Annotated in this window: 20 protein-coding genes and 3 tRNA genes; 13 read left to right on the forward strand and 10 right to left on the reverse strand. The window is 62.1% G+C overall.

Annotation, left to right across the window (positions count from 1 at the left end):
• Positions 1-506: 506 nt before the first annotated feature.
• A complete protein-coding gene (locus tag KHO33_RS10000) occupies positions 507-1,655 on the forward strand; it encodes a porin (protein ID WP_054037312.1) in 1,149 nt (382 codons plus the stop codon).
• A 51-nt stretch (positions 1,656-1,706) separates the two neighbouring features.
• On the opposite strand, the gene greB is transcribed toward KHO33_RS10000, so the two are convergent.
• Positions 1,707-2,285, reverse strand: a complete 579-nt coding sequence (gene greB / locus KHO33_RS10005; protein WP_200564696.1) for a transcription elongation factor GreB — start codon at positions 2,283-2,285, stop codon at positions 1,707-1,709.
• Positions 2,286-2,405: 120 nt separating this feature from the next.
• Between greB and KHO33_RS10010 the strand changes: the two genes are divergently transcribed.
• Together KHO33_RS10010 and KHO33_RS10015 are read left to right on the forward strand one after the other, a co-directional pair.
• Positions 2,406-2,482: transfer RNA gene (locus tag KHO33_RS10010), tRNA-Arg, on the forward strand.
• An 89-nt stretch (positions 2,483-2,571) separates the two neighbouring features.
• Positions 2,572-2,648 (forward strand) — tRNA-Arg (locus KHO33_RS10015).
• Positions 2,649-2,757: 109 nt separating this feature from the next.
• Here the strand turns inward: KHO33_RS10015 and KHO33_RS10020 are convergent.
• The 5 genes from KHO33_RS10020 to KHO33_RS10040 all read right to left on the reverse strand — a co-directional run bounded on the left by KHO33_RS10020 (position 2,758) and on the right by KHO33_RS10040 (position 7,791).
• Entirely contained in the window at positions 2,758-3,246 is a 489-nt protein-coding gene (locus tag KHO33_RS10020) for a phage protein NinX family protein (protein WP_200564697.1), read from the reverse strand.
• Between the two features lie 131 nt (positions 3,247-3,377).
• Positions 3,378-5,732 carry a RelA/SpoT family protein gene (locus KHO33_RS10025; protein WP_054037314.1) on the reverse strand — a complete coding sequence of 785 codons (2,355 nt, stop codon included), beginning with the start codon at positions 5,730-5,732 and terminating at the stop codon, positions 3,378-3,380.
• A gap of 91 nt (positions 5,733-5,823) precedes the next feature.
• On the reverse strand, positions 5,824-6,027 hold the full coding sequence (gene rpoZ, locus KHO33_RS10030; protein ID WP_006025620.1) for a DNA-directed RNA polymerase subunit omega: 204 nt from the start codon (positions 6,025-6,027) through the stop codon (positions 5,824-5,826).
• Positions 6,028-6,168: 141 nt separating this feature from the next.
• The gene (gene gmk / locus KHO33_RS10035; RefSeq protein ID WP_093639047.1) at positions 6,169-6,849 is read right to left on the reverse strand and encodes a guanylate kinase; all 681 of its coding nucleotides are present in this window, start codon (positions 6,847-6,849) and stop codon (positions 6,169-6,171) included.
• An 18-nt stretch (positions 6,850-6,867) separates the two neighbouring features.
• Positions 6,868-7,791 (reverse strand): YicC/YloC family endoribonuclease, encoded by a 924-nt coding sequence (locus KHO33_RS10040; protein WP_200564698.1) that lies wholly within the window; start codon positions 7,789-7,791, stop codon positions 6,868-6,870.
• A gap of 291 nt (positions 7,792-8,082) precedes the next feature.
• Between KHO33_RS10040 and rph the strand changes: the two genes are divergently transcribed.
• The 5 genes from rph to KHO33_RS10065 all read left to right on the forward strand — a co-directional run bounded on the left by rph (position 8,083) and on the right by KHO33_RS10065 (position 11,813).
• Positions 8,083-8,823, forward strand: a complete 741-nt coding sequence (gene rph, locus KHO33_RS10045; protein WP_054037414.1) for a ribonuclease PH — start codon at positions 8,083-8,085, stop codon at positions 8,821-8,823.
• Complete coding sequence (rdgB, locus tag KHO33_RS10050) at positions 8,816-9,463, forward strand: RdgB/HAM1 family non-canonical purine NTP pyrophosphatase (RefSeq protein ID WP_200564699.1); 648 nt, start codon at positions 8,816-8,818, stop codon at positions 9,461-9,463. Before rph ends, rdgB begins: the two co-directional genes overlap by 8 nt.
• Positions 9,460-10,689, forward strand: a complete 1,230-nt coding sequence (gene hemW / locus KHO33_RS10055) for a radical SAM family heme chaperone HemW (protein WP_054037322.1) — start codon at positions 9,460-9,462, stop codon at positions 10,687-10,689. Before rdgB ends, hemW begins: the two co-directional genes overlap by 4 nt.
• A 55-nt stretch (positions 10,690-10,744) precedes the next feature.
• Positions 10,745-10,834: transfer RNA gene (locus tag KHO33_RS10060), tRNA-Ser, on the forward strand.
• Positions 10,835-11,354: 520 nt separating this feature from the next.
• Positions 11,355-11,813: a hypothetical protein gene (locus KHO33_RS10065; RefSeq protein WP_200564700.1), complete on the forward strand. Its 459-nt coding sequence runs from the start codon at positions 11,355-11,357 to the stop codon at positions 11,811-11,813.
• Between the two features lie 38 nt (positions 11,814-11,851).
• On the opposite strand, the gene KHO33_RS10070 is transcribed toward KHO33_RS10065, so the two are convergent.
• The 3 genes from KHO33_RS10070 to KHO33_RS10080 all read right to left on the reverse strand — a co-directional run bounded on the left by KHO33_RS10070 (position 11,852) and on the right by KHO33_RS10080 (position 13,971).
• Entirely contained in the window at positions 11,852-12,256 is a 405-nt protein-coding gene (locus KHO33_RS10070; RefSeq protein WP_200564701.1) for a RidA family protein, read from the reverse strand.
• A 77-nt stretch (positions 12,257-12,333) separates the two neighbouring features.
• On the reverse strand, positions 12,334-12,564 hold the full coding sequence (locus KHO33_RS10075; protein ID WP_054037416.1) for a hypothetical protein: 231 nt from the start codon (positions 12,562-12,564) through the stop codon (positions 12,334-12,336).
• 186 nt (positions 12,565-12,750) lie between these two features.
• Positions 12,751-13,971, reverse strand: coding sequence for a Bcr/CflA family multidrug efflux MFS transporter (locus tag KHO33_RS10080; protein ID WP_054037418.1), 1,221 nt, complete (start codon positions 13,969-13,971; stop codon positions 12,751-12,753).
• A gap of 249 nt (positions 13,972-14,220) precedes the next feature.
• On the opposite strand from KHO33_RS10080, the gene KHO33_RS10085 reads away from it, so the two are divergent.
• From KHO33_RS10085 to KHO33_RS10100, 4 genes are all read left to right on the forward strand, one after another.
• The gene (locus tag KHO33_RS10085; RefSeq protein ID WP_054037328.1) at positions 14,221-14,718 is read left to right on the forward strand and encodes a hypothetical protein; all 498 of its coding nucleotides are present in this window, start codon (positions 14,221-14,223) and stop codon (positions 14,716-14,718) included.
• A 91-nt stretch (positions 14,719-14,809) separates the two neighbouring features.
• Positions 14,810-16,093, forward strand: coding sequence for a glutamate-1-semialdehyde 2,1-aminomutase (gene hemL / locus KHO33_RS10090; protein WP_200564702.1), 1,284 nt, complete (start codon positions 14,810-14,812; stop codon positions 16,091-16,093).
• Between the two features lie 72 nt (positions 16,094-16,165).
• Entirely contained in the window at positions 16,166-17,335 is a 1,170-nt protein-coding gene (gene ribD, locus KHO33_RS10095; protein ID WP_200564703.1) for a bifunctional diaminohydroxyphosphoribosylaminopyrimidine deaminase/5-amino-6-(5-phosphoribosylamino)uracil reductase RibD, read from the forward strand.
• Positions 17,336-17,350: 15 nt separating this feature from the next.
• Positions 17,351-17,986 carry a riboflavin synthase gene (locus tag KHO33_RS10100; protein WP_200564704.1) on the forward strand — a complete coding sequence of 212 codons (636 nt, stop codon included), beginning with the start codon at positions 17,351-17,353 and terminating at the stop codon, positions 17,984-17,986.
• A gap of 89 nt (positions 17,987-18,075) precedes the next feature.
• Here the strand turns inward: KHO33_RS10100 and ilvD are convergent, their stop codons facing one another.
• Entirely contained in the window at positions 18,076-19,938 is a 1,863-nt protein-coding gene (ilvD, locus tag KHO33_RS10105) for a dihydroxy-acid dehydratase (protein WP_200564705.1), read from the reverse strand.
• 203 nt (positions 19,939-20,141) lie between these two features.
• Here ilvD and ribBA point away from each other — a divergent pair, with 203 nt between their 5' ends.
• Positions 20,142-21,278: a bifunctional 3,4-dihydroxy-2-butanone-4-phosphate synthase/GTP cyclohydrolase II gene (ribBA, locus tag KHO33_RS10110; protein WP_054037333.1), complete on the forward strand. Its 1,137-nt coding sequence runs from the start codon at positions 20,142-20,144 to the stop codon at positions 21,276-21,278.
• The last annotated feature ends 42 nt before the right edge of the window (positions 21,279-21,320 follow it).

Here is a 21,320-nt window from a genome sequence, read left to right on the forward strand (position 1 = left end):
GAAGGCAAAAAAAAAGCGCGACTGGGAAGTCGCGCCGACAAAGGTTTGGAGATCTTTTTCGTCAACGAAAAAGTCTGCTTCGGAAAGCAGAGATTGCAGTATAACGGCTTAGTCTAAATCGATTATTCACATAATCGACAACCATCTATTGCTATAGCGACAACAATCCTTTTTTACGATTTATTGCGTTGTTTTTTCGCGTCGATTACTGTAGCAAATGTGCAACGCGATTCAGTTGACTCGCTTCCCATTCCCCCTTAATAACGCTGCAAGCCTTTATCAGCAAGGCTTAAACGGCATTCGCCTATCGTTTCACATCCAGTAATACTTTATTGTGAAAATCGGAACATCCGCTTTGCGAGCGTCTCTCTACACTCTGCGTAACCGGAAACCGGCGCGCGTGTCGTACAGCGCGCTTCTCATGCGGATTTCGCCTCTCGCAGCGCCCGCGTGATGGTCTCCTTAAGCCTGGGTTCAATGCCCACTCTCGCTCTCGGAGTTACAAGATGAAAAAGACTCTCATGGTCGCGGCCCTCACGGGCGTTTTTGCAACGGCAGCACATGCCCAAAGCAGCGTCACGCTGTATGGCTTGATCGACGCCGGCATCACCTATACCAACAACCAGCACGGCCACAGCAACTGGCAAGAAACGAGCGGCTCGGTGAACGGCAGCCGTTGGGGCTTGCGTGGTTCTGAAGACCTCGGTGGCGGTCTCAAGGCCATCTTCACGTTGGAAAACGGCTTCGGCATCAATGACGGCACGCTGAAACAAGGTGGCCGCGAATTCGGCCGTCAAGCGTTCGTCGGTCTGACGAGCGACCAGTTCGGCGCCGTGACGCTAGGCCGTCAATACGACAGCATGGTCGACTACGTGGGCCCGCTGGCACTGACCGGCACGCAATACGGCGGCACGCAGTTCGCGCATCCGTTCGACAACGACAACCTGAACAACTCGTTCCGCGTCAACAACTCGGTCAAGTATCAGAGCGTGAACTACGGCGGCTTCAAGTTCGGCGGCATGTACGGTTTCTCGAACCAGGCTGACGGCTTCGCCAACAACCGTGCTTACAGCGCGGGCGCATCGTATAACTGGGGCGGCCTGAACCTCGCTGCTGCTTACCTGCAACTGAACAGCAACGGCGCAACTGGCGCAGCTGCAGCGTTCAATTCGGGCGGCGCAGTGTCGAGCGACAACACGTTCTTTGCTGCTCGCCAGCAAACGTGGGGCGCAGGTGCTAACTATGCATTCGGCCCGGCTACCGTCGGCCTCGTGTACTCGCAAACGAATCTGTCGGGTCTGGCCGGCATCGGTGCAGGCGCATCGGGTCAAACGGCTGGTATCGGCGGCTTCGGCGGCAGCAGCGCTCACTTCCAGAACTTCGAAGCTAACGCTCGCTACGCGCTGACGCCGGCAGTGAGCATCGCCGGTTCGTACACGTACACCCGTGCGAGCCTCGCTGGCACGCGTCCGCACTGGAACCAGTTCAACCTGCAAACCGCGTACGCGCTGTCCAAGCGTACGGACGTGTACCTGCAAGGCGAATACCAGCAAGTCAACGAAAACGCCATCGTCGATGCCGACATCAACGGTCTGGGCGCTTCGAACAACAACAAGCAAATCGCTGTGACCGCAGGTCTGCGCCACCGCTTCTAAAGCAGCTGGCAATACCTGCAGTATCGAAGGCGCCGTTCGCGGCGCCTTTTTTTATGCGGCACCGCCGCCGGTATCGGGCGGGGGATATTTGACGTCCAGGATGTCGATCGGCTGCGGGCCGGCCGGCGTGTACAAAGTCACCGTATCGCCGATTTTGGCCTTGAGCAGCGCTCGCGCGATCGGCGAGATCCAGCTCACGTGGCCGACATCCAGGTCGACCTCATCGACGCCGACAATCGTCAGCGTATGCGCCTCGCCGTCTTCCGTCGCGTATTCGACGGTCGCGCCGAAGAAAACCTGATCGACGTTTTCCTGTTTGCTGCTATCGACTATTTCAGCGATGTCGAGGCGCTTGGTCAGAAAGCGAATCCGCCGATCGATTTCTCGCAGACGGCGTTTGCCATAGATGTAGTCGCCGTTTTCCGAGCGGTCACCGTTCGAGGCCGCCCACGACACCAATCTGACCACCTCCGGCCGCTCAACATCGATCAGATGCAGCAATTCATCGCGCATCCGCCGGTAACCGGCAGGCGTAATGTAGTTTTTCGTACCCGGAGGGATTTCGGGCTGGGCGACGTCGAGATCGTCGTCATTCTCTTCACTCGACTCTTTGACAAAGGCCTTGTTCATGATGGTCCGTTAACTGCAGCAAGCGACTGCCTATCAAGGGTACACGATCGGGGCAATGAGACAAATCGCAGTTACATGCTTCCCTTTTTGAAAACCTTTGCTATAATCTCGTTTCTGCGTGCGGCTGTAGCTCAGTTGGATAGAGTACTTGGCTACGAACCAAGGGGTCGTGGGTTCGAATCCTGCCAGCCGCACCACTTATTCGAGGGCCTCCCTCCGGGGAGGCCCTTACGTTTTACCGAGCCTCATTGCAGTATCATCGTATTTAGCGTTACCCGTTTCGCGTGCGGCTGTAGCTCAGTTGGATAGAGTACTTGGCTACGAACCAAGGGGTCGTGGGTTCGAATCCTGCCAGCCGCACCACCTATGAAGGGCCTTCCGATCGGAAGGCCCTTTGTTTTTGGCGTGGCCGGTTCCGCTTCAACCGGTCCACGCTGCCGCGGCCCCTCAGGCCTTGGCGGCATCACCGCAGCTATCGCGGTATCGACTGAATATCGCCGATCTGCCCATCGGGACTCGGCACATCCGCGAACGGCCTTTCCGCCGATTCCTCGCCGATCAGCGCCGCACGCTCGCCAGCCACAGCCTGCGCCTGCCACAACACCTCGCCCACACTTGCGCCGAAACGGCTTTCAACAAACGCCCGCAGCAGCGCGACCCGCAACGAGTCTCCCCGCCCTTCCACGGTTCGATGGCCGCCTTCGAACTCCGCGATGCAATGTGCCGCGCCATGATCGGTCCGCTCACGCACCTCCAGCCGCTGCGCGCGCTCCAATACCGCCGCGGCGGCTTCCCACGACGCGGAAGGCGTAAAACGGCCATCCCACGGGCGGCCGCGGTCATTGCCGCGGATCGAGACGGTTTCGCCGCTGTCGGTAAAGTAGATTTCGCGCACGAAGTCGTGCAGGCTGCGGGCCACCCAATAATCGAGCGCCACGCCGGTGAGGTCAGCTACGTTCATAAGCGTTCTCCCTGATCCGGTGAGACTCACTGGCAGGCAGGTGCGTTCAGATTCGAACGGAGGCCGCCTGAAGCCGCCCGAGGCGATCAGACGTTCAACGTGTAGTCGAGCAGACCCAGCCAGCCGTCAGATCAGTAATCCGCGCGCTCGCGGTCGATCCGCATCCCGCCGTCGTGACGGTGATGCCCCTCCTCGCTCGGCCGCTCGCGCGCAATACGCATCACGTCCGGATTCGTACGCACGCGGCGCATGACGTTGGCGAGATGGACGCGATCGCTGACCTGGATCACGAAGCGCAGCACCGTGGATTCCTGCGACAGGTCTTCGTCCATCGCGATGTGGACGATGTTCGCATCCGCCGAGGTGATGTCGGCCGCCACGCGGGCGAATACGCCCTTAGTGTTTTTGACCAGCACCTTCACCGCGACGTCAAACAGACGCCCCGGTTGCGGCGCCCACGCCACGTCGATCCAGCGGCCCGGATCGCGGCGGTGAATACGCTGCGCAACGCGGCAGTCGGTAGTGTGAATCGCCATGCCGAGGCCGATGCCGATGTAGCCCATGATGTCGTCGCCCGGAATCGGACGGCAGCACGCGGACAGTTGCACCGACATGCCTTCAGTACCGGTGATCACGACCGGCGGCGCATGCGATGCCGTGCCGTCGCGCGAGCCGTCGTCGTCGGCATCGCGGCCGCTCATCAGCACTTCGATGCGCTTGGCCATAACCGCAGCAACACGGCGGCCGAGGCCGATATCCGCGAAGATTTCCTGGCGGTTCTTGTTGCCCGTCCACTGCACCAGCTTTTCCCACGCCTCAGGCGTAACGTCCGACAGCGCGAGCCCGTAGCCCTTCAGCGCCTGGTCGACGAGACGCTCGCCGAGCTGCACGGACTCGTTCAGACGCATGGTCTTCAGGTAGTGGCGGATCGCCGAACGCGCCTTGCCGGTGCGCACGAATCCAAGCCAAGCCGGATTCGGCTTCGAATAGGGCGCCGTAATGACTTCGACGATATCGCCGCTCTTCAGCTCGGTGCGCAGCGGCAGCAGTTCATTGTTGATCTTCACTGCGACGCACTGGTTGCCCAAGTCGCTGTGGATCGAATATGCGAAGTCGAGTGCGGTGGCGCCGCGCGGCAGCGCCATGATCTTCGACTTCGGCGTGAACACGTAGACCGCATCCGGGAACAGGTCGATCTTGACGTGCTCGAGGAATTCGCTCGAATCGCCCGCTTCGCTCTGAATGTCGAGCAGCGACTTGAGCCACTGGTGCGCGCGTTTCTGGACATCGTTCAGATCCGCGCCGCCGTTCTTGTACAACCAGTGCGCGGCGACGCCCGCTTCGGCGATCTCGTGCATCTTGCGCGTGCGCACCTGGAACTCGATCGGCGCGCCGAACGGGCCAACCAACGTGGTGTGCAGCGACTGATAGCCGTTCACCTTCGGGATCGCGATGTAATCCTTGAACTTGCCCGGCACCGGCTTGTAGAGCGCATGCAGCGCGCCGATGCAGGTGTAGCACTCGAGCGCGCTTTCGACCACCACGCGGAAGCCGTACACGTCGAGCACCTGCGAGAACGACAACTGCTTGTCGCGCATCTTCTTATAGATACTGAAGATGGTTTTCTCGCGGCCGGTGACTTCGGCGTCGAGCTTCGCGTCGGCAATCGCGCGCTGCACCGACTCCAGAATCTTGCCGACCACTTCGCGCCGGTTGCCGCGCGCGGCCTTGACGGCTTTCTCGAGCGTGGCGTAGCGATGCGGGTTGAAGTTCGCGAAGCTCAGGTCCTGCAGCTCGCGATAGGTATTGTTCAGGCCAAGCCGGTGGGCGATCGGCGCGTAGATGTCCAGCGTTTCGCGCGCCACGCGGCGCCGCTTTTCGTGCGGCACCGCACCCAGCGTGCGCATGTTGTGCAGCCGGTCAGCGAGCTTGACCAGAATCACGCGAACGTCGCGCGCCATCGCGAGGAGCATCTTGCGGAAGTTTTCCGCCTGCGCCTCTTCGCGATTGCGAAACTCCATCTTGTCCAGCTTCGACAAGCCGTCGACCAGTTCCGCGACCTTCGCGCCGAATCGCTCGGCGAGTTCGGCCTTGGTCACGCCCTGGTCTTCCATCACGTCATGCAGCAGCGCCGCCATGATCGACTGGGCGTCGAGATTCCAGCCGGCGCAGATTTCCGCGACGGCGACAGGATGGGTGATGTAGGGCTCGCCGCTCTGGCGATACTGGCCAAGGTGGGCTTCGTCGCTGAAATGAAACGCAGCCTTGATGTCCTTGATTTCTTCCGGCTGTAGATAACCGGACAGAACACCTGTCAGCTTGGCGATCGAAACGACGTCATGCCGGCGCGGTTGCTCCGGCGTGGCGGTCGGCCCGAACAGATGGCGAAACGACTGTTCGAGGACCGCGTCGATGTACTTCCGTGCAGACGAGGGCGAATCGGCGTCGTGTTCCACTTCCGTGGCGGTGGGCGGGGTAGCACTCAATTTCGCCTCCGTAGCGGTTAGGGTTGGACGCCGGTCTGTACGTTGATGCAATTACATGGCAATGGGGCAATCGAAAACGGAAGCGTGCGCCTTAAACAGGCACCTTCTTCAACATTTCGACGCCAACCTGGCCAGCTGCGATTTCGCGCAATGCGACGACCGTGGGCTTGTCGCGGCTTTCGATCTTCGGCGTGTGACCTTGTGCGAGCTGACGCGCGCGATAGGTCGCGGCGAGCGCGAGTTCGAAACGGTTCGGAATCTGTTTGAGGCAGTCTTCGACGGTAATGCGGGCCATGTTGGGTTCCTTCTTGCAAGAAAACGCTGGGCCGCCCCAAGTTTTCTTGTCCCCCTCGGGGGGCCTGGCGCGAAGCGACAGGTCTGGGGGCGTTAATTGATGTTGCTTATTCTACCTTATGTGCTCGGTACACCGCCGCGTTCACGCGTGTGGCAGGTGAATGCCGAGCTGCACGAAAAGCTGCGTGTGACGCGCGTATTGCGAGGCGAAGCGCGAACGCGTCGCCGCCACGAGGCAGCGCAGTTCACCGAGCGCGCGTTCGAAGTTATCGTTGATCACGACATACTCCGCTTCGGCCGCGTGCGCCATCTCGCTGCCGGCTGCGAGCAGACGGCGCGTGATCACGTTTGGCTCGTCCTGGCCGCGCTTTTTCAAACGCTCTTCGAGCGCATCCAACGACGGCGGCAAGATGAAGATTTCAACGGCGTTGTGAAACTGTTTCTTGACCTGCTGCGCGCCTTGCCAGTCGATTTCGAGCAGCACGTCATGGCCGCTTTTCATCTGCTCTTCGATCCACACGCGCGAGGTCGCGTAGTAATTGCCGTGCACTTCCGCGCTTTCCAGAAACTCGCCAGCCGCGTGCCGCGTCAGGAAATCGTCGACGGTCGTGAAGTGATAGTGCTCGCCATCCTGTTCCTTCGGACGCGGCGGGCGCGTCGTGTACGAAATCGACAGACGGATTGCGTCGTCGCCGGCGAGCAGCGCGTTCACGAGCGTCGACTTGCCCGCGCCCGAAGGCGCGACCACCATGAACAGGTTGCCGGGATAAGCACCGGCGTAAGGGTTGCGCGGTGCGCTGGTTTCGCGTGTGTGGTCGGTCATGTTCTCGGGGCTCCTGCCTTACTCCAGATTCTGTACTTGCTCGCGCATCTGTTCGATGAGCAGCTTCAGGGTCATCGACGAATCGGCCAGTTCCTTCGCCGCCGCCTTCGAGCCGAGCGTGTTCGCTTCGCGATTCAGTTCCTGCATCATGAAGTCGAGCCGCTTGCCGACCTTGCCGCCCTTCTCGATCACGTGACGCGTTTCGTTCAGGTGGGCCGTGAGGCGCGACAGTTCTTCGGCGATGTCGATGCGGATGCCGTACATCGTCACTTCCTGGCGAATCCGTTCGTTGATTTCTTCGCGCGAGACGCTCGTTGCCGTCGTGTCCGGCGCGGCGATACCCAGCGCTTCCTGCAGACGTTCGACGATCTTCTGCTGATGCTTGGCGATCAGTTCCGGCACGAGCGGCGTGATCTTCGTGACGATCGCTTCCATCTCGGTGACGTTCGTGAGTAGCACCGTCGCCAGTTGCGCGCCTTCGCGAGCACGCACGTCGATCAGATCGGTAATCGCCTGCTTGCCGCATGCGAGCACCGCATCGCGCAGCACGTCCGGCGCCACGCCGGTTTCGGCCAACACGCCCGGCCAGCGCAGAATTTCGCCGGTGCGCAGGCGCCCTGCTTCCGGGAACGTCGACAACACCGTGCGCTCGAGCAGCGCGAGTTGGGTCAACGCGTCGCGATTGACCGAACCCGCGTTAGCCGACTGTTCGCTGCGTTGCAGGTTGATACGGATGTCGACCTTGCCGCGCGAGAGCTTGTTCATCAGCATTTCGCGCAACGTCGGTTCGCAGACGCGCACGTCTTCCGGCATCCGGAAGTTCAGATCGAGAAAGCGCGAGTTCACCGTGCGCAGTTCGACCGATACGCTCACACCGCCTGTGCCTGAGGCCGGGACGAGTTCGCGCGTGGCGCTCGCATAGCCAGTCATGCTGTAGATCATCGTATTTCTCGCGATTGTGGCCATGCGTTTGACGATGGCCGGAGAGTCGAATCGCCCGGCGTGTACGAGACGCGGGGCGGAGAATCCGCATTATCCCATTTTTACCGACAAGGCCGCTTCATACGCGGGCAGCGGCCGGGCAGCACGAGCGCCGCCACGCGCGAAGGGCTACACCGCGCAAAGCCCCAGCACACGCGGGCGGCCGTCCGATCGACAGGCCGCGCCGCGCCCGACGCGATCGGCGGTAAAATCGCGGTTTCCCTCCTGCTCTTCTTCCAGACCAATCCCAACATGACCGACAACACCCAACGCCCCAGCGGCCGCCAGGCCAATCAGCTGCGCGACGTGCGCATCACGCGCCACTACACGAAGCATGCGGAGGGCTCCGTGCTGGTCGAGTTCGGCGACACGAAGGTGATCTGCACGGCGAGCATCGCCGAAAGCGTGCCGTCGTTCCTGCGCGATCGCGGCCAGGGCTGGCTGACCGCCGAATACGGCATGCTGCCGCGCGCCACGCATACCCGCAGCGACCGCGAAGCCGCGCGTGGCAAGCAAACCGGCCGCACCCAGGAAATCCAGCGCCTGATCGGCCGCGCCCTGCGCTCGGTGTTCGATCTCGAGAAACTCGGCGCACGCACGCTGCATATCGATTGCGACGTGATCCAGGCCGACGGCGGCACGCGCACGGCCAGCATCACGGGCGCATTCGTGGCGGCGCATGACGCTGTGGCCAAATTGCTGGCTACGGGCCGCATCGAAAGCTCGCCGATTACCGATTACGTCGCGGCGATTTCGGTCGGCGTGTACGACGGTCTGCCGGTGCTGGATCTCGACTACGACGAAGATTCGCAATGCGACACCGACATGAATGTGGTGATGACGGGCGCGGGCGGCTTCGTCGAAATTCAGGGCACGGCTGAAGGCGTGCCTTTCTCGCGCGACGAAATGAATTCGCTGCTCGATCTGGCGAGCGATGGCATCAACACGCTGATCGCAAAGCAGAAAGCAGCGTTGGAGCAAAAGAGTGAGTGAAGTTCGTCAAGGCAGCGGCGCAGTTGCGTCTGACTCGCCGTTGAAGAAAGTCGTGCTGGCGTCGAACAACGCGGGCAAGCTGCGCGAGTTCGCGGCGCTGCTCGGCGCGGCCGGCATCGAGCTGATTCCGCAAGGCGAGTTAAACGTACCGGAAGCGGACGAGCCGTATCCGACGTTCGTCGAAAACGCGCTGACCAAGGCGCGTCACGCGGCAAAGCTCACCGGCCTGCCCGCCCTCGCCGACGATTCCGGCTTGTGCGTGCGCTCACTGCGCGGCGCGCCTGGCGTTTATTCGGCGCGCTACGCGCAACTCGCCGGCGGTGAAAAGAGCGATGCGGCGAACAACGCACAGCTCGTTTCAGCCTTGCAAGGTGAAACCGATCGGCGCGCGTATTACTACTGCGTGCTGGCGCTCGTGCGTCATGCGGACGATCCCGAACCGCTGATCGCCGAAGGCCGCTGGCATGGCGAAATGCTGGATGCGCCGCGCGGCGCGCATGGCTTCGGCTATGACCCGTACTTCTTCCTGCCGTCGCTGAATGCAAGCGCCGCGGAACTTGAACCGGCGGTAAAGAACGCCAGCAGCCATCGCGCGATTGCCTTGCGCCACCTGCTCGCGCGTTTGACGGAGGAAGCGTGATTCCGATCAAACCGGCGCCTGCCGATATCGGCAACGGCGTCATCAAGGCCTTCACGTCGCCGGGCGCCATTCGCCTGACGTCGTTGCCGCCCTTGGCGTTGTACGTGCACTTTCCCTGGTGCGTGCGCAAATGCCCGTACTGCGATTTCAACTCGCACGAATGGAAAGGCGACACGTTTCCGGAGACCGAGTATCTCGACGCGCTGCGCGCCGATCTCGAGATGGCATTGCCGCTCGTGTGGGGACGCCAGGTGCATACCGTTTTCATTGGCGGCGGCACGCCCAGCTTGCTGTCGGCGGCCGGACTCGATCGCATGCTGTCCGACGTGCGTGCGCTGCTGCCGCTCGACGCCGATGCGGAAATCACGCTCGAAGCCAACCCTGGCACGTTCGAAGCCGCCAAGTTCGCGCAGTTTCGCGCGAGCGGTGTGAATCGTCTGTCGGTGGGCATCCAGAGTTTCAATGAGGCGCATCTGAAGGCGCTCGGCCGGATTCACGACGCGACGCAGGCACGCCACGCAGTCGAAGTGGCCGCAAACACCTTCGACAACTTCAACCTCGATCTGATGTTCGCGCTGCCGCAGCAGACGCTCGCGCAGTGTCAGGCCGATGTGGAGACGGCGTTGTCGTTCGCGCCGCCGCATTTGTCGCTGTATCACCTGACGCTGGAACCGAACACGCTGTTTGCGAAATTCCCGCCTGCGCTCCCCGACGACGACGCGTCCGCCGACATGCAGGACTGGATTCACGAACGCACAACGGCCGCCGGTTATGAACGCTACGAGGTATCCGCGTATGCGCAGCCGCATCGGCAGAGCAAGCACAATCTGAATTACTGGCGCTTCGGCGACTATCTCGGCATCGGCGCGGGCGCGCATACCAAACTGTCGTTTCCGAACCGCGTGCTGCGTCAGGTGCGCTACAAACACCCCACTACCTTCATTGAGCGGGCATTGGCCGGCACGGCAGTGCAGGAAGAGAACGAGGTCGGGCCGCGCGATCTGCCGTTCGAGTTCATGCTGAACGCGCTGCGGCTGGTGGAAGGGTTTCCCGTGCATCGCTTTATCGAGCGCACAGGGCTCTCGATGACCTCCATCGAACCGGCTTTGCAGGAGGCGGAACGGCGCAAGCTGATTACGCGCGACCACGAAAAGATCGCACCGACGCCGCTTGGCCAGGCCTTCCTGAACGATCTGCAGGCGCTGTTTCTGAAAGATCCGCAGTGATTGCAGCCCCGCCGAGCGCCGCAACGAGGATTTTTCAGGTTACAATTTAGGGCTTGGAGGTGTGGCCGAGCGGTTTAAGGCACCGGTCTTGAAAACCGGCGAAGGAGTGATCCTTCCGTGAGTTCGAATCTCACCGCCTCCGCCAGACAATCAATGAATACGGGCCTATCGGCCCGTTTTTCATTTCTGCACATCAAAGAACCCGCCGATCGGCGAATGTCCAACGTGTCGAGCGGGTAAGCAACTGTAAATAAAACCCGCTAGCACCGTGGCTGCGTAATTTGCCGTCACAAGCTAGCCCGAACGAACGCGGCGCCCGGCTCCTCCAACTCATGACAAGGGAGGAACCATGCTCAAATTACTGTTAACGATAGGTTTCGCAGTGGGCCTTACCGGGTGTGTCGTTGCACCGCCCTATGGCTACCCGGCATACGGATATGCGCCAGGCTACTACGCCGCCCCGAGCGTCAGCGTGGGGGTTGGCGTCGGCGGTTATTACGGTGGCCGCGGGCGGTGGTAATTTCTGGCTGATCTGATTCCCGGCCAAGTTCGTATCGGTCAATCTCTCGGCACCGCCCGCATTAAGGGGAACCCCTCCCTCAACATCTCGCTCCCATGGTCGATATCAAGACTATCTGTGCCCTCAGCACGCCAGGGAGTTGCTCATGAAAGTCAGTACTTTAGCCTGTGCACTAATTTGGGTTGCCGCGAGCGCGGGCGCATCGTCCGCGCTTGCCGGCACGTCAACGGCGCTGTCCGACGACGATAGCGCAGCGGTATTCGGCTCGGCCAGGCTGTCGAATCTGCAGGACGTCGGCGGCAGCGCGAAAGTTGGCGCCTCTGCCGCCACCCTGGGCGCTAATACGCTGAAAGGCGCGAGCGGCAACATCGGCGTGAACGTCTCAGCTGGTGCGCTGAATGCTCAGTCCAATCAGATCATCCTCATCACGACACCGCAAGCCACGATCACCTCGCAACAGAATGTGCATGCCGTCGCACAAGTGACGGGCAGCACCTCCGCCAAACTCGGTGCTGGCTCACTAGCGGCGGTGAGCGGCAATGTCGGCGTGAATATCGCGTCCGGTGTGGGCAATGCCCAGTTCAACGGGCTCATCATTCACTGAGTCGCAACGCCTCGCATCGCAACGAATCAGGCAACGACTTAAACCAGCGCGGTCGCCTCGACCTCGACCTTCAACCCGTAATGCAGGTGTGGAACCGGCACGACGGCCCGCGCCGGCCGTGCCTCACCTGCCCAACGCGCGTAGATCTGATTGAAGCTCGCCCAATGTTCGACATCGGCGATATAGACGCGCACCTGCACCAGTTGCGCAATGCTGCTGCCGGCACCTTCGAGCGCAGCCTGAACATTCGCCAATACCTGCTCGGCCTGGACCTCGAATGAGGCGTCAGCAAGCTTCTCGCCCTGTGCGTTGATCGGCAACTGCCCCGAGACGAATACAAAACCATTCGCGATCGCGACGTGACTGTAATGGCCACCCGGCTTTGCCAAACCAGCGGGATTGTCCATGTGCGGCAGATGCGGGTCGTGCTGGCTAACAGCCATGAATGCAACTCCAAAGTGGATGGCGCCTTCGCGGCGCGTGGCTATGCAGAGACGCTGCATGCCACACACCACGTGTGTCACACGCTAAGCGCATCCAGCTTCTCACGCGCATCGGCGCAACGGCGATTCAGGTCGCGATGCATCAACTGACTGTCGAGCAGCGCCGATACATCAGACAAACCGTAATCAAAGCGCAAGACGTATTCGATGTCTGTGTAATCGTGATAGGCGCCGCTGTCTGCCAGCTTCTGCGCTTCAGCGAAAGCAGCATGTTGCCGTTCGCCGTTCATCAAATCTCTGATCGCCATGATTGCCGCTCCGAGGAACAGTGGCTCCATCATAGCAACGCAAATCAAAACGCACGGTCGCGCGCACGCAACACCTGGTGTTTTCCGTAGACACGTTGTGCGCAGGATGAAGAAGCAGGCAGGCCGCGCGTTTCGGCTAAGGAACAATGATCCGCGTTCGGCGAAGAATGCCTGCTCGCGATGCCGTCAAACAGCAGCGACAGGTACCTTCATCCCGTGCCATTTGACTACCAGAATCCGCCCGACGTAACACAGCACGCCCGCGACGCCCACGACGATGCCCATGCCCTTGGGCGAACCATCCTGCCAGAGTCCGACGGCGAGGCTCGCCAACGCGCCGAGCGCCAACTGCACCGCGCCGAACACGGCGGCCGCGGCGCCGGCATTCAACGGATACCGATGCATAAGATCGGTCGTGCAGTTAGCGGACAACAACCCCACCACGCCAACCACGAAGAACAAACCGAAGACGATCGACCACAAACCGCCCCACCCCGTCAGCGAGACGAGACAGACGAACAGGGACGCAATGCAACTCACGGTCGCGGCGAACGAAATGATCGGCAGCGAACCGAGCCGGCCGACGAGACGCGTATTCATCAAGTTGCCGAACATGATGCCGACGATATTCAGCGCGAACAGAAAGCCATAGTGCTGCGCCGACACATGGAAATATTCGATGTACACGAACGGCGTCGCCGTGATGTACGCGAACATCGACGCGAACGCCATGCCGCCGCACAGCATGTGCCCCCACGCGACCGGATCGCGCAGCAATTTGCCATAAGCGCCGAACGATTTCAGCAGCGCTGAATGCGCACGCTTTTCGGGCGGCCACGTTTCCGGCACCTTGAGGAACGCGGTCACGGCGCACACCGTACCGAACAGCGTCAGCACGACAAAGACAACACGCCAGCCGCCGAGCAACAGCAACTGCCCGCCGATCAGCGGCGCGAGCAACGGCCCGATCGACGTGACGATGGCGAGCATCGACAGCACACGCGCGGCATCGGTCGGCCCGTGCGCGTCGCGAGCGATCGCGCGCGCCAGCACCGAGGCCGCGCCCGCGCCAAGCGCCTGCACGAAGCGGAATATCACCAGCGATCCGATCGAAAACGACAGCGCACAGGCCACGCTTGCCAGCGCATACATGATGATGCCGCCGAGCAGCACGGGCCGGCGGCCATAGGTATCCGAGAGCGGACCATAGAGCAGCATGCCGATCGAAAAGCCGAACATGAAGCTGGTAAGCGTGGTTTGCGCGGCGCCGTTGCTGATGGCGAATGCCTGCGAAATAGTCGGCAGGCTCGGCAAATACATATCGATCGAAATCGGCCCGCATGCGGCAAGCGCACCGAGCAACAGAATCAGCCGGCCATCGGGCCGGCTTCGGGTGACGTGAGACATGGGAATCCAGATGAAGCGCCGCGCCTTTATCGGCAGCGACACACGGTGAAACAGGGAAAGCAGCAGCTTGACGACCTCGATTGTACGCGACAGCTAAACCGTCCGAGGCGTCCAGGTCCGAATGATCACGGGCCGTTCATGCCTCGCGACAAGCGCGCCGTCGATCGGTTAAGCTGCCGCCAGAACGCTTCGGGGCGTGACACAAACCTGTCCGCTACGCCTTCCACACTGCCCTGTTCCGACCTTGTCATGACTGCCTTCCTGTTGATCTGGAGCCCCAAGAAATGGCCGTGGCCCGAGTTGCCCGACGTGGCGAAACGGGTCGCCGCAGGCGTAGCGGTGGCTGATGTCTGGGGTTGCGGATTTGCCCGCAGCATCCTGCCGGGCGACCGCGTGTTTCTGCACCGTGTTGCACAGGAACCCAAGGGCATTTTCGGCTCGGGCTACGTAACGCGCGCGCCGTACGAGGTCCCTGACCCGGCGACGAAGCGCGGCTACCGCTTGTGCATCGACTTCGTCTACGACAGGGTGGTCGACGCACACGAGGGTGTCGTGATTCCACGTGAGATGTTGCGTACGCATCCGTTTTCGGTGCAAACATGGGACGCACAGAGTTCAGGCACCGTGATCAAGCCCATGGCGGAAGGTGCGTTGGAGAAGCGCTGGGCGGAGCTCACGGGCAAGCGCAAGCCACCAAAGCTCGACACATCCCCCGGCTTGGCCATACCCAAAACCTCTTCACGCTGACTCCGGTACAATTTCTGTACTCATCCCAGCGCCGCGTCAGCCGCCTCCAGGCTACCCGCGCCGCTGCGCAACCCAATTTCCAGCCATCGCCATGTCCAACAATCAGACCCTCTTCGAACGCGCACAGCGCACCATCCCCGGCGGCGTGAACTCGCCGGTCCGCGCCTTCCGTTCGGTGGGCGGCACGCCGCGTTTCATCGAACGCGCTGAAGGAGCGTACTTCTGGGACGCGGACGGCCAACGCTATATCGACTACATCGGCTCATGGGGCCCGATGATCCTCGGCCACGTCCATCCTGAAGTGCTGGAAGCCGTCCAGCGCGTGCTGGCTAACGGCTTCTCGTTCGGCGCGCCGACAGAATCCGAAATCGAAATCGCCGAAGAAATCTCCAAACTGGTCCCGTCGATCGAACAGGTCCGCATGGTCTCGAGCGGCACCGAAGCGACCATGAGCGCGCTGCGTCTCGCGCGCGGCTTCACGAACCGCAGCCGCATCGTCAAGTTCGAAGGCTGCTATCACGGTCACGCGGACAGCCTGCTGGTCAAAGCCGGCTCGGGCCTGCTCACCTTTGGCAATCCGACTTCGGCGGGCGTGCCGGCCGATATCGCCAAGCACACCACGGTACTCGAGTACAACAACGTCGCGGAACTCGAAGAAGCGTTCAAGGCGTTCGGCAACGAAATCGCCTCGGTGATCGTCGAGCCGGTGGCGGGCAACATGAACCTCGTGCGCGCCACGCCAGAATTCCTGCAAACCTTGCGGCGCCTGTGCACCGAGTACGGCTCGGTGCTGATTTTCGACGAAGTGATGTGCGGTTTCCGCGTCGCCCTGGGTGGCGCGCAAGAGGTCTACGGCATCACGCCGGACCTGACGTGTCTGGGCAAGGTGATCGGCGGCGGTATGCCGGCGGCGGCCTTTGGCGGCCGGCGCGACATCATGGCGCACCTCGCGCCGCTCGGCGGCGTCTACCAGGCGGGCACGCTGTCGGGCAACCCGATCGCGGTCGCCGCGGGTCTGAAGACGCTGCAGCTGATCCAGGCGCCGGGCTTCTACGACACGCTCGCCGCCCGCACCACGCGTCTTGCGCAAGGACTCGCGAATGTCGCGCGTGAAGCGAAGGTGCCGTTCGCGGCCGATTCGCTCGGTGGCATGTTCGGCCTCTACTTCACCGAGTCGGTCCCAACCAGCTTTGCCGAAGTCACGAAGAGCGACGTGCCGCGCTTCAATGCGTTCTTCCACAAGATGCTCGACGCGGGCGTGTACTTCGCGCCGTCGGCGTATGAAGCGGGCTTCGTGTCGATCGTGCACGACGACGCGATCGTCGACGCGACAATCGACGCGGCGCGCGGCGCGTTCGCCTCGCTCGCGGCCTGAAGCCGGCAAGACACGCAAACCACCTGAATCCAGGTTCAATACTGCCTAGCCACCGTACCCGACCGGACACCGATGTTTTCGCAAACCGACTTCGTCTACATGGAACGCGCGCTCGCGCTAGCCAAGCGCGGCATGTACACGACCGACCCGAATCCGCGCGTCGGTTGCGTGCTTGTCAAGAACGGCGAGGTGATCGGCGAAGGCTTCACGCAACCGGCCGGTCAGGATCATGCCGAGGTTCGCGCGTTGAAGGATGCGCGTTCGCGCGGCCATGATCTGCGCGGCGCCACGGCCTACGTGACGCTCGAGCCGTGCAGCCATTTCGGCCGCACGCCGCCGTGCGCGAACGCGCTGATCGAGGCGCAGGTCGAGCGCGTGGTCGCCGCGATGGAAGACCCGAATCCGCAAGTCTCCGGGCGTGGACTCAAGATGCTGCGCGACGCCGGCATTGAAGTACGTTGCGGACTGCTCGCCAACGAAGCGCATGAACTGAACATCGGCTTCGTGTCGCGCATGACGCGCGGCCGCCCATGGGTGCGCATGAAAGTGGCCGCCTCGCTGGATGGCCGCACCGGCTTGCCGTCGGGCGTCAGTCAATGGATTACCGGCGAAGCGGCGCGCGCCGACGGTCACGCGTGGCGCGCCCGCGCGTCGGCGATTCTGACTGGCATCGGCACTGTCAGGGAAGACGATCCGCGCATGACCGTGCGTGCCGTCGACACCCCGCGCCAGCCGCAACGCGTGCTGATTGACAGCCAGCTCGACGTGCCGCCTGACGCGCAGATTCTGGCCGGCGCACCCACGCTGATTTTCTGCGGCAATCTCGACGAGCGTCACACCGAACGAGCCGCCGCGCTGCGCGATCGCGGCGCGGAGATCGTGCAACTGGCGAACGCGTCCGGCAAGGTCGATTTGCCCGCCATGCTGAAAATACTCGGCGAGCGTAACGTCAACGAACTGCACGTCGAGGCGGGCTACAAGCTGAACGGTTCGCTGCTGCGCGAAGGCTGCGTCGACGAACTGTTGGTCTATCTCGCGCCAAGCCTGCTTGGCGTAGACTCGATGAGCATGTTCAATCTGAACGCGCCGGAAACGCTCGACGGCCGCACGCAACTGAACTTCCACGCAGTCGACCGGATCGGCGACGATCTGCGGATTCTTGCTCGCTTTGTGCCCCGCGCCGTGCCGGATCCGGCACCCGAAGCCGGCACCGAGCCCGCACCCCAACCAACTTCGAATTGATCAAGGATTAGCACGATGTTTACAGGAATCGTCGCGGCGGTGGGCCGCATCGAATCAGTCAAGCCCCTCGGTACGGATGGCGACGCCGGCGTGCGCCTGAATGTCGAAGCCGGCGGCCTCGATCTCGAAGACGTGCAGCTCGGCGACAGCATCACGATCCAGGGCGCCTGCATGACGGTGGTGGAAAAAGCCGCGCATTCATTCGAAGTGGACGTGTCGCGCGAAAGCCTGAATTGCACGGTCGGTCTCGGCGAGCCGGGCGAAGTCAATCTCGAGAAGGCGCTCCGGGCGCACGACCGGCTCGGCGGCCATATCGTCTCCGGCCACGTCGATGGTCTCGGCACGGTCACACGTTTCGCGCCGGTAGGCGAGTCGCACGAACTGCGCGTGCTGGCGCCGCGTGAAATCGGCCGCTATTTGGCTTTCAAAGGCTCGATCACGGTCAACGGCGTGAGCTTGACTGTCAACTCGGTTAACGATCGCGACGACGGCTGCGAATTCTCGATCAATCTTATTCCGCACACGGTTCAGGTGACGTCGCTAAAGAATTTGCGCGAGGGTTCGCAGGTGAATCTGGAGATCGATCTGATTGCGCGGTATGTGGAGCGAATGCTGTCGGCATCGCAGGACGGACAGCAACCTTTGAAGTAATCGGCTTGACGGGCGGCGTCCGTTGCGGACGCCGCCCGGCTTCACGGCTCCTGTTTCAGCGAGCCGGTCAGCCAAGCTTCAACTACACCTTACTTGCGCTTCAATTGCGAGAGGTCCCGCACGGCGCCGCGGTCCGCTGAAGTCGCCAGCGCCGCATAGGCCTGCAACGCCTGCGACACCACACGCTCACGATCCACCGGCATCCACGCCTTATCACCGCGAGCCTCCATGGCCTCGCGACGGCGCGCCAATTCGTCGTCTGACACCACCAGATGCATCTTGCGCTTGGGAATGTCGATCTCGATCACATCGCCATCTTCCACCAGACCGATCGTGCCGCCTTCGGCTGCTTCCGGCGACGCATGGCCGATCACGAGCCCTGACGAACCGCCGGAGAAACGGCCGTCGGTGAACAGCGCACAGGTCTTGCCGAGGCCCTTGGACTTCAGATACGACGTGGGGTACAGCATTTCCTGCATGCCGGGACCGCCCTTCGGACCTTCGTAACGGATCACGACCACGTCACCCGCCACCACCTTGTCGCCCAGAATGGCGTCGACAGCGTCGTCCTGACTCTCGAAGACGCGCGCGCGCCCGGAGAAAATCCACTGCGATTCGTCAACACCGGCGGTCTTGACGATGCAGCCCTTCTCCGCGAGGTTGCCGTAGAGCACGGCGAGACCGCCGTCTTTCGAATACGCGTCCTGCTTGCTGCGAATACAACCGGTCTTGCGGTCGGTATCCAGCGACGCGAACGTGGCTTCCTGGCTGAACGCGACAGTGGTCGGAATGCCGCCCGGGGCCGCGCGGAAGAACTTCTGCGCTTCTTCACCCGCGCCACCGGCGACGTCCCATTTGGCGATGGCATTGCCCAACGTGCCGCTATGCACGTTGCCGCACGACAGGTCCAGCAGATCCGCACGAGCCAGTTCACCGAGAATACCGAGGATGCCGCCGGCACGGTGCACGTCTTCGATATGGTATTTGTCGGTGGCGGGCGCCGCTTTGCACAGGCACGGCACTTTGCGCGAGATGCGGTCGATGTCGGACATCGTGAAATCGACGCCGGCTTCCTGCGCGGCAGCCAGCAGGTGCAGCACGGTATTGGTCGAACCGCCCATGGCCACGTCGAGCGCCATGGCGTTCTCGAATGCCTGCTTGGTGGCGATGCTGCGCGGCAGGACCGACGCGTCTTCTTCCTGATAGTAGCGGCGGCACAGGTCCACCACGAGGCGCCCGGCCTGTTCGAACAGGCCCTTACGCCATGCATGCGTGGCGACAATCGTGCCGTTGCCCGGCAACGCGAGACCAATCGCCTCGGTCAGGCAATTCATCGAGTTCGCGGTGAACATGCCCGAGCAGGAGCCGCACGTCGGGCAGGCACTGCGCTCGACTTCGGCCACTTCAGCGTCGCTGATCTTGGGGTCCGCGGCCTTGACCATCGCGTCGATCAGGTCGATCTTGGCGATCACCTGGCCGTCCGTCGGCGATTTGACCTTGCCCGCTTCCATCGGACCGCCGGACACGAACACAACCGGAATGTTCAGGCGCATGGCGGCCATCAGCATGCCCGGGGTGATCTTGTCGCAATTGGAGATGCAGACCATGGCGTCGGCGCAGTGCGCGTTGACCATGTATTCCACCGAGTCGGCGATCAGCTCGCGCGAAGGCAGCGAATACAGCATGCCGCCGTGGCCCATCGCAATGCCGTCGTCTACCGCGATGGTGTTGAATTCCTTGGCCACACCGCCGGCCGCTTCGATTTCCTTCGCGACCAGCGCGCCCAGGTCACGCAGATGCACATGGCCCGGCACGAACTGGGTAAACGAGTTCACCACTGCGATGATCGGCTTGCCGAAATCGTCGTCTTTCATTCCGGTAGCGCGCCACAGGGCGCGGGCGCCGGCCATGTTGCGGCCGTGAGTCGATGTGCGTGAGCGATAGTGCGGCATGATCTTTCTCGAACGGGTTTAGCGGGGAAGTTGTTTACTGGAGGTGGCCTTCGCGGGCGCGGCGAATTATAGCAACGCCGCCCTGTCAAACCGCCGCCGGACAGCCCTAAGTGCCTCGCCAAACGGCCTATGCCATCCGGCCCAGGCGACTTGAGGGCGCGCGTGGCGTAAAATACGCGCTTTCTTCGAAAAACTCCGCCAACATGACGCTCGCCTCCACTCAAGAGATCATTGCCGAACTGAAAGCAGGCCGGATGGTGATCCTCGTCGACGAAGAAGACCGCGAAAACGAGGGCGACCTCGTGATCGCCGCCGAATTCGTCACGCCGGAAGCGATCAACTTCATGGCCCGCTACGGCCGCGGCCTGATTTGTCTGACGCTCACGCAGGAACGCTGCAAGCTGCTGAACCTGCCGCTCATGACCTATCGCAACGGCACGCAGTACGGCACGGCGTTCACCGTCAGTATCGAAGCAGCCGAAGGCGTGACCACGGGCATCTCGGCGGCCGACCGCGCCCGCACGATCGCCGTGGCGGTCGCACCGGACACCAAGGCCGAGCACATCGTGCAGCCAGGACACGTGTTCCCGATCATGGCGCAGCCCGGCGGCGTGCTGGTGCGCGCCGGCCATACCGAGGCCGGCTGCGACTTCACTGCGCTGGCAGGCCTCACGCCGGCCGCGGTGATCTGCGAAGTCATTAAAGACGACGGCACGATGGCGCGCCTGCCGGACCTGATGGAATTCGCCAAAGAGCACGATCTGAAGATCGGCACGATCGCGGATCTGATTCACTACCGCAGCCGCACCGAATCGATCGTCGAGCGCATTTGCGAACGCACCATGCAAACCGCGCACGGCGCGTTTCGCGCGGTGATGTATCTCGACCAGCCGAGCGGCCAGCCGCATATCGCGCTGGTGCGCGGCACGCCCAACCCTGAGCAGGAAACACTGGTGCGCGTGCACGAGCCACTGTCCATGCTGGATCTGCTCGAAGTCGGCAAATCGACTCACTCGTGGACGCTGGATGCGGCCATGAAAGAAATCGCCGAGCGCGACCTCGGTGTGATCGTGCTCCTGAACTGCGGCGATTCGAAGGAGCATCTGGTCGACGTGTTCAAGGCGTTCGATTCGAAAGAGAAAGCCGAGGCGCTCAAACGCCGGCCGGTCGACTTCAAGACGTACGGCATCGGCGCGCAGATCCTGCGTGAGCTGGGTGTCGGCAAGATGCAGGTGCTGTCGAACCCGCGCAAGCTGGGCAGCATGTCGGGGTACGGCCTGGAAGTCACCGGCTTCGTGCCGATGCCGGGCAGCACCGCACAGGCTCCGCAACAAGGCTGATCCGACCATTCACGCGCTTAAGCGCCAACTCAAAACACTACG

It is taken from the genome of Paraburkholderia nemoris (genome assembly GCF_905221015.1).
Taxonomy (GTDB): domain Bacteria; phylum Pseudomonadota; class Gammaproteobacteria; order Burkholderiales; family Burkholderiaceae; genus Paraburkholderia; species Paraburkholderia nemoris.